13 protein-coding genes are annotated in these 15,700 nt (G+C 47.3%); 3 read left to right on the plus strand and 10 right to left on the minus strand.

The genetic code is table 11. The annotated features are described in order from the left end of the window. Window positions 1-62: 62 nt before the first annotated feature. Both AR688_RS16825 and AR688_RS16830 read right to left on the minus strand, forming a co-directional pair. Window positions 63-1,376: a short-chain fatty acid transporter gene (locus AR688_RS16825; RefSeq protein ID WP_068236710.1), complete on the minus strand. Its 1,314-nt coding sequence runs from the start codon at window positions 1,374-1,376 to the stop codon at window positions 63-65. A gap of 118 nt (window positions 1,377-1,494) precedes the next feature. After that, entirely contained in the window at window positions 1,495-1,893 is a 399-nt protein-coding gene (locus AR688_RS16830) for a DUF4168 domain-containing protein (protein WP_068236713.1), read from the minus strand. Window positions 1,894-2,062: 169 nt separating this feature from the next. Between AR688_RS16830 and AR688_RS16835 the strand changes: the two genes are divergently transcribed. The 3 genes from AR688_RS16835 to AR688_RS16845 are packed head-to-tail and all read left to right on the plus strand — an operon-like array spanning window position 2,063 to window position 5,753. Beyond that, entirely contained in the window at window positions 2,063-3,562 is a 1,500-nt protein-coding gene (locus AR688_RS16835) for a sensor histidine kinase (RefSeq protein ID WP_197412265.1), read from the plus strand. Next, window positions 3,559-4,929, plus strand: a complete 1,371-nt coding sequence (locus AR688_RS16840; protein ID WP_068236716.1) for a sigma-54-dependent transcriptional regulator — start codon at window positions 3,559-3,561, stop codon at window positions 4,927-4,929. Before AR688_RS16835 ends, AR688_RS16840 begins: the two co-directional genes overlap by 4 nt. Then, on the plus strand, window positions 4,926-5,753 hold the full coding sequence (locus tag AR688_RS16845) for a kinase (RefSeq protein WP_197412266.1): 828 nt from the start codon (window positions 4,926-4,928) through the stop codon (window positions 5,751-5,753). The genes AR688_RS16840 and AR688_RS16845 overlap by 4 nt, the downstream gene beginning before the upstream one ends. 67 nt (window positions 5,754-5,820) lie before the next feature. Here the strand turns inward: AR688_RS16845 and AR688_RS16850 are convergent, their stop codons facing one another. The 8 genes from AR688_RS16850 to AR688_RS16875 form a co-directional block, all read right to left on the minus strand. After that, window positions 5,821-7,923: a peptidase domain-containing ABC transporter gene (locus tag AR688_RS16850; protein ID WP_068236718.1), complete on the minus strand. Its 2,103-nt coding sequence runs from the start codon at window positions 7,921-7,923 to the stop codon at window positions 5,821-5,823. Further along, on the minus strand, window positions 7,923-9,164 hold the full coding sequence (locus AR688_RS16855; protein WP_068236721.1) for an HlyD family secretion protein: 1,242 nt from the start codon (window positions 9,162-9,164) through the stop codon (window positions 7,923-7,925). Before AR688_RS16855 ends, AR688_RS16850 begins: the two co-directional genes overlap by 1 nt. A gap of 36 nt (window positions 9,165-9,200) precedes the next feature. Further along, a complete protein-coding gene (locus AR688_RS16860) occupies window positions 9,201-12,332 on the minus strand; it encodes a lantibiotic dehydratase (protein WP_068236723.1) in 3,132 nt (1,043 codons plus the stop codon). Between the two features lie 27 nt (window positions 12,333-12,359). Next, entirely contained in the window at window positions 12,360-13,568 is a 1,209-nt protein-coding gene (locus AR688_RS16865) for a lanthionine synthetase C family protein (RefSeq protein ID WP_068236726.1), read from the minus strand. Between the two features lie 119 nt (window positions 13,569-13,687). Continuing rightward, entirely contained in the window at window positions 13,688-13,888 is a 201-nt protein-coding gene (locus AR688_RS20255; protein WP_156420336.1) for a hypothetical protein, read from the minus strand. A gap of 70 nt (window positions 13,889-13,958) precedes the next feature. Then, window positions 13,959-14,159: a hypothetical protein gene (locus AR688_RS20260; protein WP_156420337.1), complete on the minus strand. Its 201-nt coding sequence runs from the start codon at window positions 14,157-14,159 to the stop codon at window positions 13,959-13,961. 358 nt (window positions 14,160-14,517) lie between these two features. Continuing rightward, on the minus strand, window positions 14,518-14,727 hold the full coding sequence (locus AR688_RS16870; protein ID WP_068236729.1) for a hypothetical protein: 210 nt from the start codon (window positions 14,725-14,727) through the stop codon (window positions 14,518-14,520). A gap of 15 nt (window positions 14,728-14,742) precedes the next feature. After that, on the minus strand, window positions 14,743-15,681 hold the full coding sequence (locus tag AR688_RS16875) for an HYD1 signature containing ADP-ribosyltransferase family protein (RefSeq protein ID WP_331458837.1): 939 nt from the start codon (window positions 15,679-15,681) through the stop codon (window positions 14,743-14,745). Between the last annotated feature and the right edge of the window lie 19 nt (window positions 15,682-15,700).

A 15,700-nucleotide genomic window follows, 5' to 3' on the forward strand; every position in this document is an offset into this window, starting at 1 on the left:
ATAATAACCATTATCATTTGAGAAAGTAGCCTTGTCCAGCCTGTTTTCCGGCCGCGCAAAACTCAGGTAAAGGCAAAGCTTAATACCAGGCTGATAATTACCCCGGTAATAACCAGTTGTACCAGACAAAAACCCATAATATCTTTGGCTTTTAAACCGGCAATCGCCAGTACCGGTAAGGCCCAAAACGGTTGTATAAGATTGGTCCAGGCGTCGCCCCAGGCCACTGCCATGGCAATGCGGCTAACATCAGCACCCAACTCCAGCGCCGCCGGCAGCATTACCGGTGCCTGTACTGCCCACTGGCCGCCGCCTGAAGGTACAAAAATATTCACAATACCGGCGCTGATAAAGCTCCAGAACGCCAGTGATTCGGCACTGGCAAAGCTGATAAACCACTGCGACATACTCTGGGCCAAGCCGGATTGCACCATAATGGCCATAATTCCGGCATAAAACGGAAACTGAATAACAATACCGGCGCCGCCCTGAATCGCCTGCTGCAGGCTGTGCAGCAAACGCCTTGGTGTGCCGTGCAGTACTATGGCAAGAAACAAAAATAAGAAGTTAACGATATTCAGGTTAAGCCCGCCGCCCTTGGCAAAGTACTGCACTAAATAAGCAATACCGGCAAAGCCTACCAGCAGCGCCAGCAGCATACTGTTTTCCAGCTTATCGGCCGGGCGTGATGTGCTGCTATCAGCAAGATCAGCGTCCTGCAGTTTGGCCGGGTCAACATAAACACTGTCACCGGCCTTGGGTAGTATTAAGTAATTTACCAGCGGCACGGCAATAAACAGTAAAGCTACTAATAGCAGGTTAAAACCGGCAAAAATCGTTTCACTGGTCGGAATAATGCCTATTTGCGCTTCGCTAAAGTGGTTCGGCGTGGCAATAGTTAATGGCACTGAGCCTGCCAGCCCGCCATGCCACACCACAAAACCCGAGTAAGCGCTGGCTACCAGCAAGCGGTAATCCACTTTTACTTTTCTGGCCAGTGCTTTGGCGAACAGCGCCCCTACTACTAAACCAAAGCCCCAGTTAATCCAGCTGGCCAGCAACGAAATAACCGTTACCAGCAAAATAGCCTGCCCGGCAGTTTTTGCCAGGGCAGCCAAGCGATCCAGTATGCCTTTTACCAGCGGCGTACTGGCCAGCATAAAGCCGGTAACCAGCACCAGCAGCATTTGCATAGAAAAACTAAGCAAACTCCAGAAACCGTCACCCCAATAGCCTAAAACGGCCAGCGGGCTTTGCTGCTCAAATAATATTGCAGCGGCAAACACCACTATGCTGAGTAACAGTACAAAGATGTAAGGATCGGGCAGGTAACGTTCAACCAGTTTAACAAGGGGTTTAGCTGCGGCGTTTAACATGGCAATTTACTGAATCAACAGAATGTTGCACTTAGCCTAACGCGAAAAGTGAAAGGTTGCCAGCCAGTCGGATCAGCTCCGGCCTGGCTGGCAGGTTTACCCAGCGGTTCTGCCTGACTTAACCCTTGTTTGACGCAGGGGTTTTCGCCATGGCGAGAATCTTGTTACGCAGAGCTTCGTCCTGCTGAGCCTGTTGGGCGATGGCGTTGTATTCGTCAGCAGTTAAGCCTGCTGCCTCCACCGCTTTTACCATTTCAGCCTGTGCTTCTTGCTGCACTTGCTGGGCTTGTTCCGGCGTTTCGGCTGCCTGGAACTTACTTTCATACTCTGCACCAACCTTCTGGATGGAATCCATAGCTACACTGAACTTCAGCAAATTAGCGTCACTCAAATCTACCGCACTTTGCTGCGTGGCTGCTGCAGCCTGAGTAGGCGTCTCTGTAGCAGTTTGTTGTGCCAGCGCCGCACCAGACAGGGTAAGGCCAGCCAGAATGGCTGCTAAATAAGTTTTACGCATAAAGAGTCTCCTCTGATAACAATTCATTATTACTGTTGCAATGTTGCTATTGCCAGTTGCGTGCCAGTTTTTAAGTTATTGAATTTAATAAATTATATTTAACGGGCGACTTGGCATTCGGCTATATCGCCAACCTTGTGTATACTTATGACACACCAAAGGAGGCATTGTGACAAAACTATCCAGTTTACTACGCTGGCCACAAGGCAGCTTACAGCGCAGTTTGTTCTGCTATGTGGTTTTACCTATGTTATTGCTGTGTGGCCTGGCCATCCGCTTTGGCCTTAGCTTTACCCACGACATGGTAAGCCAGAGCCTGCGCAGCGATCTGGAGCTAATCGGCCGGGCCATTCGTACCCCGGTAAGTGACGCCCTGCTCAGTGGCGATGGCAATGCGATACTGGCGAATCTGGAATCGGTGTTTGCCATTAATGAAATTTATGGCGCTGCGGTTTATAACACCAGTGGCAGGCTGGTAGCCTCGACCGGGCTGGCAGAAACTGATTTAACCCGCTCACTGGCGGCCTCGGAAGCCGTGCGTACCGGCGAGCAGCAGGAATCTTATAGTGTGGTATCCGGCTGGCAGTTATATTCGCAGTTTATGCCGGTAACCGATCGCAGTGGCCGTATTCATGGCCTGCTGCAAATAACCCGCCGCGCCAGTGACTTTGAGCAATCATTAACCCATTTGTCCCGTCTGGCCTGGCTTAGCTGGGGCGCGCTGGCGCTGCTCAGTTTTTTAATTATCCGCTTTGGCCATAACAAAGCCATTGGCCGCTATTTATGGCAGCTGCAGGGCAGTATGCGACGGGTGGCGCAAGGCGAGTTGCAACACCGGGCTGTGCTGTCTGGCCCGGCCGAGTTTCAGGAAGTCGGCCATGGTTTAAACGCCATGCTAGACAGCATGCAGCAGGCCGAACATCAGCTGCGCCAGCAGCAGCTGCAACAACAACTGCTCACACAGCAATTAAAAGAGCAAGAAAAAATGGCGGTAATAGGCCAGTTGGTAAGTGGCGTAGCGCATGAGCTTGGCGCTCCGCTTACGGTAATTGATGGCCGTGTACAACGCGTACTACGCGAGCACAACGATGAAGACACCGAGCGCCAGTTGCAGGCTGTACGTAATCAGGTATCGCGGTTAAGCACACTGGTGCGCCAATTACAGGCATTTGCCTATACGCCGGTGGCACAACGCCAGCCGCTGTCGGTAGCCGAATTATTACAACAGGCCATTCACAGCCTCAGTTTTGAATTGCAGGCCGAAGATGCACAGCCGCAGTTGCAACAGCCGTGCCCTAAAGTAACCCTGTATGGTGATCCCGGCCGGCTGGAACTGGCGTTGGTGAATTTACTGCGTAATGCAGTGCAGGCGGCAACCAGCAGTGTATCAGTGCAGGTGGAAGTAAATGCCGGCGAGCTGGCCATTAGTGTGCTGGATGATGGCGCGGGTTTACCGCCGCAATTTAGTACCGAGCAGCTGTTATCGCCATTTGTGTCTACCAAAGCGCAGGGCCGTGGCACCGGGCTGGGGCTGGCCATAGTGCAGCAAATTGTGCTGGAGCATGAGGGTAAACTGTTATTGTCGAACCGGCCAGAGGGCGGCTGTTGTGTGCGTATAACCCTGCCGTTACAGGCAGAAATAGCAGCTAAACCGGAGGCCAACGTATGAAAAACGCCTCACCGTATCGTATCGCAGTAGTAGAGGACGACCCGGCACTGCTGGAGCTGCTGCAGGAGGAACTAACCAGCCATGGCTATCAGATAGCAGCCTGTGACAGTGCCGAAGCCTTGTTAGCGCAACTGGAAGATTTAACACCCGATCTGGTAATAAGCGATATCCGCCTGCCGGGTATTGATGGTATGGCACTGCTGCAGCGCTTACGCCAGCAACCTAAGCCACCGGCATTACTGCTAATCACCGCTTTTGGCACCGTGCGTCAGGCCGTGGCAGCCCTAAAACAGGGTGCCGATGACTTTCTTACCAAACCACTGGATTTAGAACATCTGCTGCTGAGTGTTGAGCGCTTACTGGCGCATAAAGCGCTGCAACAAGAAGTGCAACAATACCGCCAGAGCAGCCAGCAAGGGCCGGGCGGTATGATCGGCCAAAGCCGTGCTATGCGCCGTTTATACCAGCAAACTGAGCGCATAGCCAAAGCGCAGGGCGCTGTATTAATTCTGGGCGAAAGCGGCAGCGGTAAAGAGCTGGTAGCGCAGGCACTACACCAACACAGTGATCGCGCCAGCCAGCCCTTTATTGCAGTAAATTGTGCCGGTATTCCGGCCGAGCTGATGGAAAGTGAATTTTTCGGCCACGCTGCCGGGGCCTACACCGGTGCGCGTAACAGCCGCGCCGGGCTATTTAAACAGGCTGATGGCGGCACCCTGCTGCTGGACGAAATAGCCGAAATGCCGCTGCTGTTGCAGGCCAAATTATTGCGCGTACTGCAGGAAGGCCGCATGCGGCCGGTGGGTGGCGATGAAGAAGTAGCGGTTGATGTACGCATTATTGCCGCCACGCATCAGAATTTAGAACAGCTGGTTGACGCCAGCCAGTTTCGTGCCGATTTATTCTTCCGGTTGGAAACCTTTACGCTGAATATACCGCCGCTGCGCGAGCGTGCCGACGATCTGGAGCTGCTGGCGCAGCATTTTCTGGCACAGTTAAAACAAAAACAACCGGCGAATGTCCACAGTATCAGCAGCGATGCGCTGGACTGCCTGTACCGTTATCCGTTTCCGGGCAACGTGCGCGAGCTGCAAAATGCACTGGAGCGGGCCTATACCTTCGCCGCCAGCCATGAAATAACCCCCGACGACTTACCCGAGCGTATTGTCAGCTATCAGGGCAAATCGGCGGTGCCGCAGCAAGCCAGCGACACCAGTTGGCCCAGCCTGCAGCAGGTGCAGCACAACTATATGCGCCAGGTATTACAACATACCAATGGCAATAAGCAGCAGGCGGCCGAAATGCTCGGCATTACCCGCCGTACGCTTTACCGCTGGCTGGAAGAACAACAGGCCGGGCAACAATGAGCCAACTTAACGCACTGTTCCAACATCTGCAGCTTAATGCAGATGCCGAGCAGGCTTACCGGCAAATGCTGCAGCAACTATTCAGCGCACTGCAGAATCTGCCGCGTCCGGTGATTATTGGCATCAGCGGTGCTCAGGGTAGCGGCAAAAGTACGCTGGCTACTATGCTGGCACAGATGTTTAATACAACAGGTTGCAGCGCTGCCGCCGTATCGCTGGACGATTACTACCTGAGCAAAGCACAGCGCCGGCAACTGGCAGAAAATGTACACCCCCTGCTGGTACAGCGCGGTGTACCGGGTACGCACAATATTGCGCAGGCACTGGCCGATGCCAGAGCGGTGCTGGCCGGCGAGCCGGTAGCATTGCCGCAATTTGATAAAGCCCTGGATGAACCGGCTGCCGCCTTACCGGCACAAACGCTGGATATTCTTATTGTCGAAGGCTGGTGTCTGGGCGTACCGGCGCAAACCGAAGCAAAACTGGCTACACCGGTTAATGAGCTGGAAGCACATGAGGATAGCAGCGGCCGCTGGCGCCGTTATGTCAATACACAACTGCTGGGGCCTTATACAGAGTATTGGCGCTTAATGACACCACTGATTTGGCTACAGGCACCCAACTGGGATTGCGTATGCCGCTGGCGCGCTAAGCAAGAGCAACAGCTGTGGCAAAGCCGTGGTAAAGGCATGGCAGAAGCCGAACTGGCACGGTTTATGTTGCCGTTTCAGCGCTTAACGCAAGCCAGCTGGCAACAGCTACCCACCACTGCCGATCACATTATCCGCTTAGATCAACAGCAATTGCCTTTGTTGGCGGTGTAAAAACCGGCAGATTATTGTTGTTTTAGCTTAGACACCAGAAGTTGACTGTCATATGGTTATTGCTTGGCTATTCTATAATATCTTTTCTCGGTTGCAGTTGAATAACTCTGTCAACCGATGCGATAGTTTCTGGCCGATGTGCAATTACAACACGTGTAATATTAAGTTGTTGAATCGCTTTGCTTACATAAGATTCGGTTTTGGTATCCAGATGACTGGTTGCTTCATCCAAAAATAAGATGCGGGGTTTGCGGTATAAAGCTCTGGCAAGCAATACACGCTGCTTCTGTCCGCCGGATAATGCGGAGCCCATATCTCCAATCAGGCTATTGTACCCCATCGGCATTTGCATGATGTCACTATGAACTGCTGCCATTTTTGCGCATTCCTCTACCCAGGCCATGTCGATATTGTCTTCAAAGAAGCCAATGTTATCCCGAATACTGCCTGACAGAAGCTGATCATCCTGCATAACGGCCGCTACCTGGCGTCTATAGTTGCTTATCCCCATTTGATCCAACGAAATATTATCAATCAGAATGCTGCCACTGGCGGGCTGCAATAAAGCCAACATTACTTTCATCAAGGTTGTTTTTCCACAACCAGAAGGGCCTACCAGAGCAACAGACTCTCCTGATTTTATACTGATATTAATATCCTGCAGCACAGGGCGGGTAACGTCGCTGTAAGAAAAAGAGATGTTTTTTAACTCTATCTGGCCCTCGATCTGGTGTTGTCTTTCCTGCGGGGGATGCACCTGCTCTTTGGCCGACAGTGCTATATCGCCGATACGTTCGAAATGCAGGCTTAACATACGAAACTGAATCAACTTATCGATCAGCCGGGCCATGCGATCCATAAATTGGGTTTTATACGCCATAAAGGCAAATAACATACCGGTACTAAAACCACCTTCAAGCACTAAACGGGCAGCCAGATAAACCACCAGGATATTTTCCAGCCCAAATAACAGGCGGTTCACTGCCTGATAAGAAATATTGAAGATGCCAAGATTAATAGATTTATTGGTGAAGTTAATATAGTGGTTTTGCCAGAGTCCTTCCCGTTTGGCTTCTGAGCCAAATAGCTTAATAGTCTGCATTGCTCTGACAGTTTCCATAAAATTAGATTGCTCGTTGGCCCGTGCCAGAATTTCCTGCTCGGATACCATACGCAATGAGCGGTACATGGCTAAACGAAATAAAGCATAGGAGAGTACAGCGACCACCACCACGGCGGTGAGAGAAGGGCTGTAAACCAGAATCACCACCAAAATTGCGGAGGCCATCAAGCCGTCGATTAGTGTTTCAATAACTCCTGTTGTTAATAGCTCACGCACTTGCTGCAGTGAGCCAAAGCGGGAAACAACGTCACCCATATGCCGTTTTTCAAAATAGTTGAGTGGCAAACGGATCAGGTGATGAAACAGGTTTCCTGCCATCTGTATGCTGAGCTGGCTGCCAAAATGCAACAATACAAAACTGCGGGCAATATTTGTGGCTATTTCAAACAGCAACACCATGCTAAAGCCAATAGCCAACACCAGCAATAAGCTTGTATCGCGGGTAAGAATGACGTCATCAATGACCAGCTGCATATAATAAGGTGCAATTAAGGTGAACACCTGTAGCAGAATAGAAAAAACAAAGAGCAATGTTAGTGAGCGTTTAAGGCCGGTAATTTTAGACCAGAAATTAGATAAGCCAAGCCTGGATTGGCCTTCTTTCAAGGAGAAATTATTAGTAGGGATCAGCTCAAGCGCAATACCGGTGAAATGCTTCGCTACTTCAGACATAGGCATCTTACAGAAGCCGGTTGCCGGATCGTGGATATGGCACATATCGCCACTAACTTTCTTTAAAACAACAAAGTGGTTTAAATCCCAGTGCAAAATGCATGGTGTTTTTAATGACGGCAAGCCTTCCATTTCTATGCGTAACGGCCTTGCTGAAAGCTCCAACCTCTCAGCAAAATTCATTAAATCCAGCAGAGTGCAGCCCTCAATAGACAACGAGAATTTGTGTCTAAGTTCATTCAAACTGGTGTGATACCCATGATACCCAGCCACCATTGCCATACAAACAAGACCACATTCAGCAGCTTCTGTCTGATAAATTACTGGTAGTGAATTCTTATGCCAAAATGTTAACTTCTGCACAGCTGCCTGCATTACAAACGTCCTTTCAGGCTGAAAATAGGATCAAATAACCACCGTATAAGGCTGCGGTGCTCTGTCACTATATCAGCATCCAGAGCCATGCCTGATCGCAGAGAAAGCTCACGGTTGTAGGCATAAATAAATTGTTGCTGTAAGCCTATGCGCACCCGGTAAGCCGGCTCTTCCAGAGTTAGTCCGGGCACTTCATCAGGCATAATCACAGTACGACTAATCTCTAATACCTTGCCTTCGTGCACCCCAAAGCGTTCATAAGGAAATGCGTGAAAACGAATACGGGCGTGTTGCCCACTTTCAATAAATGCGATAGCCCGGGTGGGCACATAAACAACGGCTTCTAACTGCGTATCGTCAGGTAAAATGCTCAATGCCACACTGCCTGCAGCTAAGTACTGGCCAGGCTTTATCAGAATACCCGTTACCGTTCCGGCTACAGGTGCTGTAATTAATGTTGATTGCTCATGTTGCAGGCGCGTAAGCTGATTACGGAGTTCAGAAATCTGATTATCCAGTTGGCCCTGAGACGCATTGAAATCTAATGGTTGCTGTTGCTGTTCACTAAGCTGTTGTTGTAGTTGTTCTTCCAGAACCAATTGCTGATTGATTAGCGTCTGCTCCTGCTGTTGTAACGACAGCAGAGTATCTTGCTGCCGGCTTAATTCAATATTGGAAATATACCCTGTGCCGGAAAGCTGGGAGATCTGGCTTACCAGATAATCATTTAACTCCAGCCGCTTCATGAAGGTTGCATGCTGAGTTTGTAGTTGTTCCTGCTGTTTCTTCAGGTTGGCTATCCGTGCTGCTATTTCTTTTAAGCGCAGTTGATACTTTTGTTCTTCCTGTAATTTCTGGCGCTGTAAATTAGCCAGGATAATGTCCAGCTCTTTGCCTAGCGCTGCATTTAGCTCGGTCTGCTCGGCTAAATAGCGGTTCATTGTCAGTTGCAGCAATGCTTGCCCGGCCTCAACACGCTCCCCCTCTGCAATAAGAAATTGTTGCACAGTACCGGACTGGTTGGTTTGTACCCGTATTATTCCTTGTTCCGGCTGTAATATGCCAAAGACCACTTCTTTTCGTTTATAACTGCCTGTAATCAAAAACAGCAGGCTAGCAATCAGAATAAAGCTGATTAACACCGCCAGTAACGTAAACGTTGGAGGTTGGGTTAAATTGACTTCTCCCTGAAGGCGGGACTGTCTGACATCTAAAACCTGCTGACGAAAAAGTGATTTCATGTATGCATGGGCCCGGAATATTGACTCAACTGTAATTTATTTGTGTTTCGAGCCCTCTGAAAGATAACGCCTTCTTAAGAAATCGTAAACAACAAACTCCTGCTCACGACCATAAGCTTTGAAAATACGGTTGTTCAACATATGTAGCAATGACGCCACTAGTGTGTCCAGGCTGCAGGTAAGGCTATCAGTCTGCTGCAGTTGTATTAATTGCTGTGCAATAGGCTCTAGTGTCTGCAAGTAGCGTTGGCGCAGTTCTGACAGCGGTTTTGTTGTCTGGGTATGGTTACTGTCAGGCTGGTTAGCAGAAAAGTCTTGCCTGATATAATCAGCCTGCTCACGGTACTTTTTCCCCAATTGATTGCGTAGATGAGTATGTTCCTGAAATTCTTGCCCGAACTTATGCCGTAGTTCACTTATCAACTTTAGTTTTTCAGGAAGACTGTAGCCAAAGGCGTCCTGTAACGCATCTGATAGCTGTAATGCCAGACGCCATCTTATGGATTCACCATACCCGGTAATTAATTCAAGGCCCTGTAATATGATATCGCTGTCGACCCTAAAAATATTTTCAGCAAATACAATACCTTGCTCGCCACCATAGCGCTCAACCTCCCGCTCATAAGTGAAAAGCTCTAAGCGATGCAATTTATTACTGTTTAACCATGGTGCTAAACGTTGTTGCAACTGGGGGAGTAGCTGACTGTAAAGTTGCTGAGGATTGCCATAAAACCGCAGGCGAATATGCCAGTCGGGATCCGCGTACCGTATAAAAAACCACTGTTCGAAGCTTTGCTGTGCGTACATCGTTTCAATTAATGGTTTTATATCTTCCAGCAAGATTTGTTCAACAGTGCTGTTAGCAGCATATAATTTAATACTCAGCCACTTTGAACCAGGCTGAAAGCGCCGAACTGTGGTGGAATTAATTTGTGCTTGTGGGTTCTCGTGTAGTACCTGCTCCGGAACTGCGGCATTATTAACTAGCGGTACAATAATTTCATGAGCAAAAGAGCCGTCGTCATTGCTGACATAGCTCTGATACTGCATTAGCAATGATTCTTTTAACAAAATATATTTTTGGTGCTGGGTTTCAGATAACAGCAGATTTACCATAAACGGATTGTGCAAATCTAAGGTAAGAACATTGTCTGCAACGGCATAACAGACATAACGTTTAATCTTATATCTGTCACAGAGTTTTGCCCATGCTTCAGCCTGCCACTCTTTATTCTGTATTAACGCCACCAGCATTTCGCGTTCAATCCGCCAGTGGGTTTCATGCAGGATAACGTTATCAAGCTGTATGCGGGGCACATATTCCATCTGGTTGAAGGATGCTGGCATGACAAAATGCGGTAATTCAGCTTGTTGATGTTGAAGCATGCAAAGAAAGCGGTAAATGCCAAGAGCATGGGAAGAGTAGTTATGTGCCGAGGTAAGACGGGGAATAATTTGTTTATTCAGCCTTTTAGACCAGAGTTTTACCTTGCCGGCTTCGATAAATACATAAAGATCGCTGACAGCGATCTGTTTGCTCTCGTCCAGTGTGGTATCAGCCAGAAATACAATTTCATAATCACGTAATGATGGTCTTGAGATCACATTACCCGGGCGCCCGTCTGGCATATGTACTACTTCGGCAAATATGGCCTCCGGTGACAGGCTTTCTTCTTTTTTCAGGTATTGCCTTACCTGATTAAGTAACTGCTCATCAAGATGACAAAAGCGCCCCAGCATATTGGCTCCTGATGGCCCTGACAGGCCATGCAGATGAATCAACAGCTGATTGTTTTCGTCCTGATACAGCGAAATATTCACTGCAAATGAGGCCGGCAGCTGTTTTAACATGATGTTTTTATCACGGTCTTTTAGTAGATCTTCAGATTTCAACTCCAGGGTGGAAGTGTTGTTTTTTAGTGGCACTTCCCGTAAAAAAAGCTGCTCAAACTTGCTGATATGATGATTATTGCCGGCATCACGTGATGAAGTAATATTTAACCCGGCTAATAATGGTGATTCATAGCCTGTATCTGATGAAAAAGAAACACCTGCTTCGTCATCTAGCACCTGTAGCAGAGATACAAACTGGCCTTCAAAACGCTGATTAAATTGCCGGATAAAAGTATCAAAATGTCCTGTCTTATCAGAAGCTGTGGTTTTTAATGCCAGAATTGTTTGCTGTAGAGTATTTAAAAGAGAGGTACTGATATTGGCGTGCTCCATCGTTCGCCAGGTATCGCTCTGAAACAATTTATTTTCGGACACCTTATAGGGCAGAGCCTTCAGTGTTTGGTACATCGCCCGATATTCATCTGGGGTGCAGGTGTTGAGGCGATCATGGTTCTGCAGTTCAGCCAGTATTTGCTCCAACACACTAGCTGTCTGCTGTGCTCCGGCCAGTTTCACAGAGGTAACAAATGACTCTCCCGTATTGCCGGATGTCAGGGGGAGTTTAAGCTCGGGAATAAGCACTTGTTCCTGAAACAGTTGTTGCAGGTAATGTTCAATATCCGTGATATCCGCCTCAGGGTATCGCTCTGAGAATGCCTGCACCAGCTGAGTTTTCGTTCTGCCCTTTAAAGCCAGTGCGAGCACAGCGTCAAGATATTCATCCTGTTCAGCGGCACTGAGCCGATACTGCCGTTTATCTGCAGACTGATAAGGTTCGATATAGTGGTAAGTGTGGCCCAGCAAATAGAGTGTTGCGTTAGGTTTGTAATAACACTGTGCTATTTCGGCAGGGTTCTGTGCCAACTCTTGCTGGATAGTGCCCAGATAAAACATATCCAGTCGGGTTTTACGACGTTCAACAGCCAGTGAAGCAGGTTTAAGCACAGTGTTTTCATTAAAACTGCCTGAAGCTACCCCGGCAAATAAACCAAAAGGTGTTGCTCTGCACCCCATACGTATAAGGTACTTAAGCAACGCATAAGTGACTTTTATGCCTGATTTACTGTCGGGTTTAGCCTGCCAGAGTTCTAAACGTTCCAGCAGTGAAGGGCTTGCCAGATAAAGCGCTTCTTTTACTCCGGGTGATGCCAGCCAACCGGACAAATAATCCTGTAATTCTGCTTCATTAACAGGGAGAGCTTTAACGATTCTGCAGCTAAGCCGCGGAATACGGATAACAAAAAAATCGGCTTCTAATTTTGCAGTACTGGCCATTAAACACCTGTATTTCTATTATTTTATTTATTGCAGCAGCAAAGCTTCTGTCCAATCAGCGTTTTGTCCCAGAGTAGTCAGTAAATACAAACCTATTCCGGCATAACCGTTCAATAAAGAGGCATCCTCCAGATAAGTGGGTTGCCCTTCTTCTTCCCCAAACCGATAAAAACCTTTCAGGCCTTGGGTTCGATATAACGTCAAGAGTTCGTTATGCCAGAACTGCTCCGCCAATTTTATTTGTGGGTGCGTGCAATATTCTGATAGCAGACGAAAGCTAAGTGCTAAACCAGCTATGCCGTGGCAGATAGCTGCGTCCTGAACGAAACTTTGTTCAAGTGTTCTGTGACTGGCATGCAGGCAAATTTCAGTCGCGGCACCAATAAGGTCATCTCTTTGCAGCAAATGCCCTGCGCGAAACAAAGTTAGGGCAATAGTCAAATCCCCATAACACCATCCCAGCCGGGATTGAGATAGTTTCTCCGCAACATTGCCAAAATAACAACCATACTTTTGCGGGTCCTGACGTTGTGCCAATAGCCAATTGCAGCCGGCATTTAGAAGTTTTGCTGCTGTTGCTTTTTGCTGGGTTAATCCGTCATGTAAAGCGATTAAAGCGGCTAATACAGCCGGAACGCCATGAGCTAATCCCAGATTAAACTCAGGGTTGTTATTATCTTTATTGAAACGATAGATTGAAGACGGCGGCGTGCTCCAGGCACAAGATGATTCGTCCAGAAAATGTGCTTGCCTCTGCAAAACTGAGATCAATAATTCACTACAACCCAGCGCTTGCCGGCAACGATTTCTTCGCGCCAGATATACTGCAATACCACTCACTCCAAGTACATATTCGATATCTGTACTATCTGAAACCTGTTCCAGATATTGTTGTACAAGAATATCAGTATTCTGGTTAAACTCTGGCTGGTAACTGTCGGTCTGATCCTGCAAAAAAGTTTCATATAACCAGGCAATACCGGTTATACCAATACCAAAAGACATCCCAAAGGGCTTGGTATGATCAACAACTTCCATTTCCGACAGATGCCGATTAAATAATGATTCAGATACCTGCTCTGGCAAAAACTTGCCTGCATGCCATAAAAATAAAAGGTGCCCGCTAAGCCCAGTTAGCAGGCCAGAACTGATGGCTTTTTCCGGTATATTTTGTATTTCGTTGATCATTTCCCTGACAATACTCTCTGCTTCATCAATCACACTGGTTTGTTGCATCATTTTCCTTAAATGTTTTTTAGCCAATGTGTGGCTTCAAAAATATAACCATCTGAAAAAATTTTTGCAGAAAGGCAGAGAGTAAATCTCTCTGCCTGATAGATGTAAAAATTGTCTGATTAAGGAATTTGACAACAAGGACGTGTAAAACCCGTTGGATCAGAAATTGGACAACCAGGTCTGTTTGGGCTATCAACAGATGGCTGCGGGCACCAGTCCGTTACTGCGCCACCGCCAACCTGAGGAGTAAGTTCATTGGGCAGAACCTGAGCATCTTGCGATAAGTTCACTAGTTGTTTTTTGTTTAATTCAAGTTTCATTTTATATTCCTTTAGTTTGCATCATAAACGAAAGTTATAATCATACTTCTGTCGCTTTTAGCAGTATTTTTCAGGGAATAAGGCAACACATATGTGTAAAACCTGATGGGTCGGAGACTCTGCAGCCAGGTTGATTCGGATAATTAACAGACGGTTCGGGGCATCCTTGAGTATTGACACCGCCGCCAACCTGAGGGGTGAGTTCATTGGGCAGAACCTGAGCATCTTGCGATAAATTTACCAGCTGCTTTTTATTTAACTCTAGTTTCATAACAATCTTCCTTCCTTAAATAATCAGTTAGTGAAGTTCGCCATTAGGCAAATAACTACTAACACTAAACAAACTTTTCTCCAAATAGGAACGGAAATTATCACATATATATCACATTTAAATATCCATTATCAAAACGGTATTACCAACTATATATTCCCGTTTAGCTCCCCCACTCAAGCTTCCACAGGATTTGCAGAACTGAAGGCCATTGAAACAGAGTTAAAAGTTAGTGGCACTGGTTCAGATTGCCAGGCCTGCTGGCCAACGCTGATCACTTCTACCGGCCCACACTGCCCAGCCTGCTGATGGTTCTATTCACCTAAGTTAAGCCCAAGGTAGCTCTTGAATATGTAATTTAACGCTCTTCCAACTCAGCCTTCACATCGTCAGGCAGCCAGTCCCATATTATGTTGTGATATATATCTTTCAACTCTGGATAAATCTCCTTTGCAAAGGCCTCTATATTTAAGTGGTTCGCTGGTTGATGCAAAAACTTCTGTAATTTTTCAACCACCTCGAAAACATGAATAGCTTCATTAAGCTTGATATTGATTTCTCTATCCACACATAGCCTCACTTTTTATCTTTTAATGAATGTTGCATTACGACCCGGTAAGTCAACATTTCCGTTGAAAACCCTTTCGGTAGCACCGGTAACAGGGTTCTTAATAACTTTAAATTCACTGGGGCTTGCATCAAACTCGACGTAGTTTCTACCTCTACCAGGCCCAATACCCAGTCTTTGCTCAACATCACGGGGACTTCCTGGCTTCCCTCTAGCTCTTTCCGTAAACACACTGTTTTGATCACTGGCTTTGATAACCTGACTTTCACGGATACCTTCCAACCCTTTATTATTTGTGAAATGTCGAACTCGCTCTGTTAAATCAGTAACGCCGTCAGCGATACTCTCACCAATTTTCCCTACGCCTTTTACTTTTTTACCGACAATACCGGCCATTGATTCCAATGCGCCAGTATAATCGCCATTCATTGCAGCATTTATTGAATCTTCAATATCAGGAATTGGGTTTATAAAGTTATCAAATACCCATTGCTGTGCTTGGCCGAACGGGCTTTCAAAAGCTCCACTCTTTAAAAGAGTTTGGAAATCAGTTTTTTGGTTCTCACCACCATTGATATTCCCTCCATTAATAGTAGCTGTGTTTTGCTGAGCACCAATATCCATGATCGCCTGACCTATCTGGCCAGCTCCAACAGCCTTAGCAGAGTTTACTTCAGCACCATTTTTGAAATTAACATCTTTGACTACCGTACTTCCAACAACCTTGCCGTCTATTTTCAGGTCAACTTTCATATCGCCGCAAGACTTAATCCGAGTACCAGTTGCTGCGGCACAGTAACCCGTAGGATCGGTGCCAGCCAGCGGGTTGTTCATGATGTAGCTGTAGGGGTTCAAGCTTTGCGAGTTTGCCGGGCTTTGGATTATCGGGTCAACACTCAAAAACCTACCAAGGTTGTAATCATACGCCCGGCCGTTCATATGAATTAATCGGATAGTGCTTTTGGAGTTAACT

Origin of the sequence: Rheinheimera sp. EpRS3, assembly GCF_001513785.1 — a bacterium.
Lineage (GTDB): Bacteria > Pseudomonadota > Gammaproteobacteria > Enterobacterales > Alteromonadaceae > Alishewanella.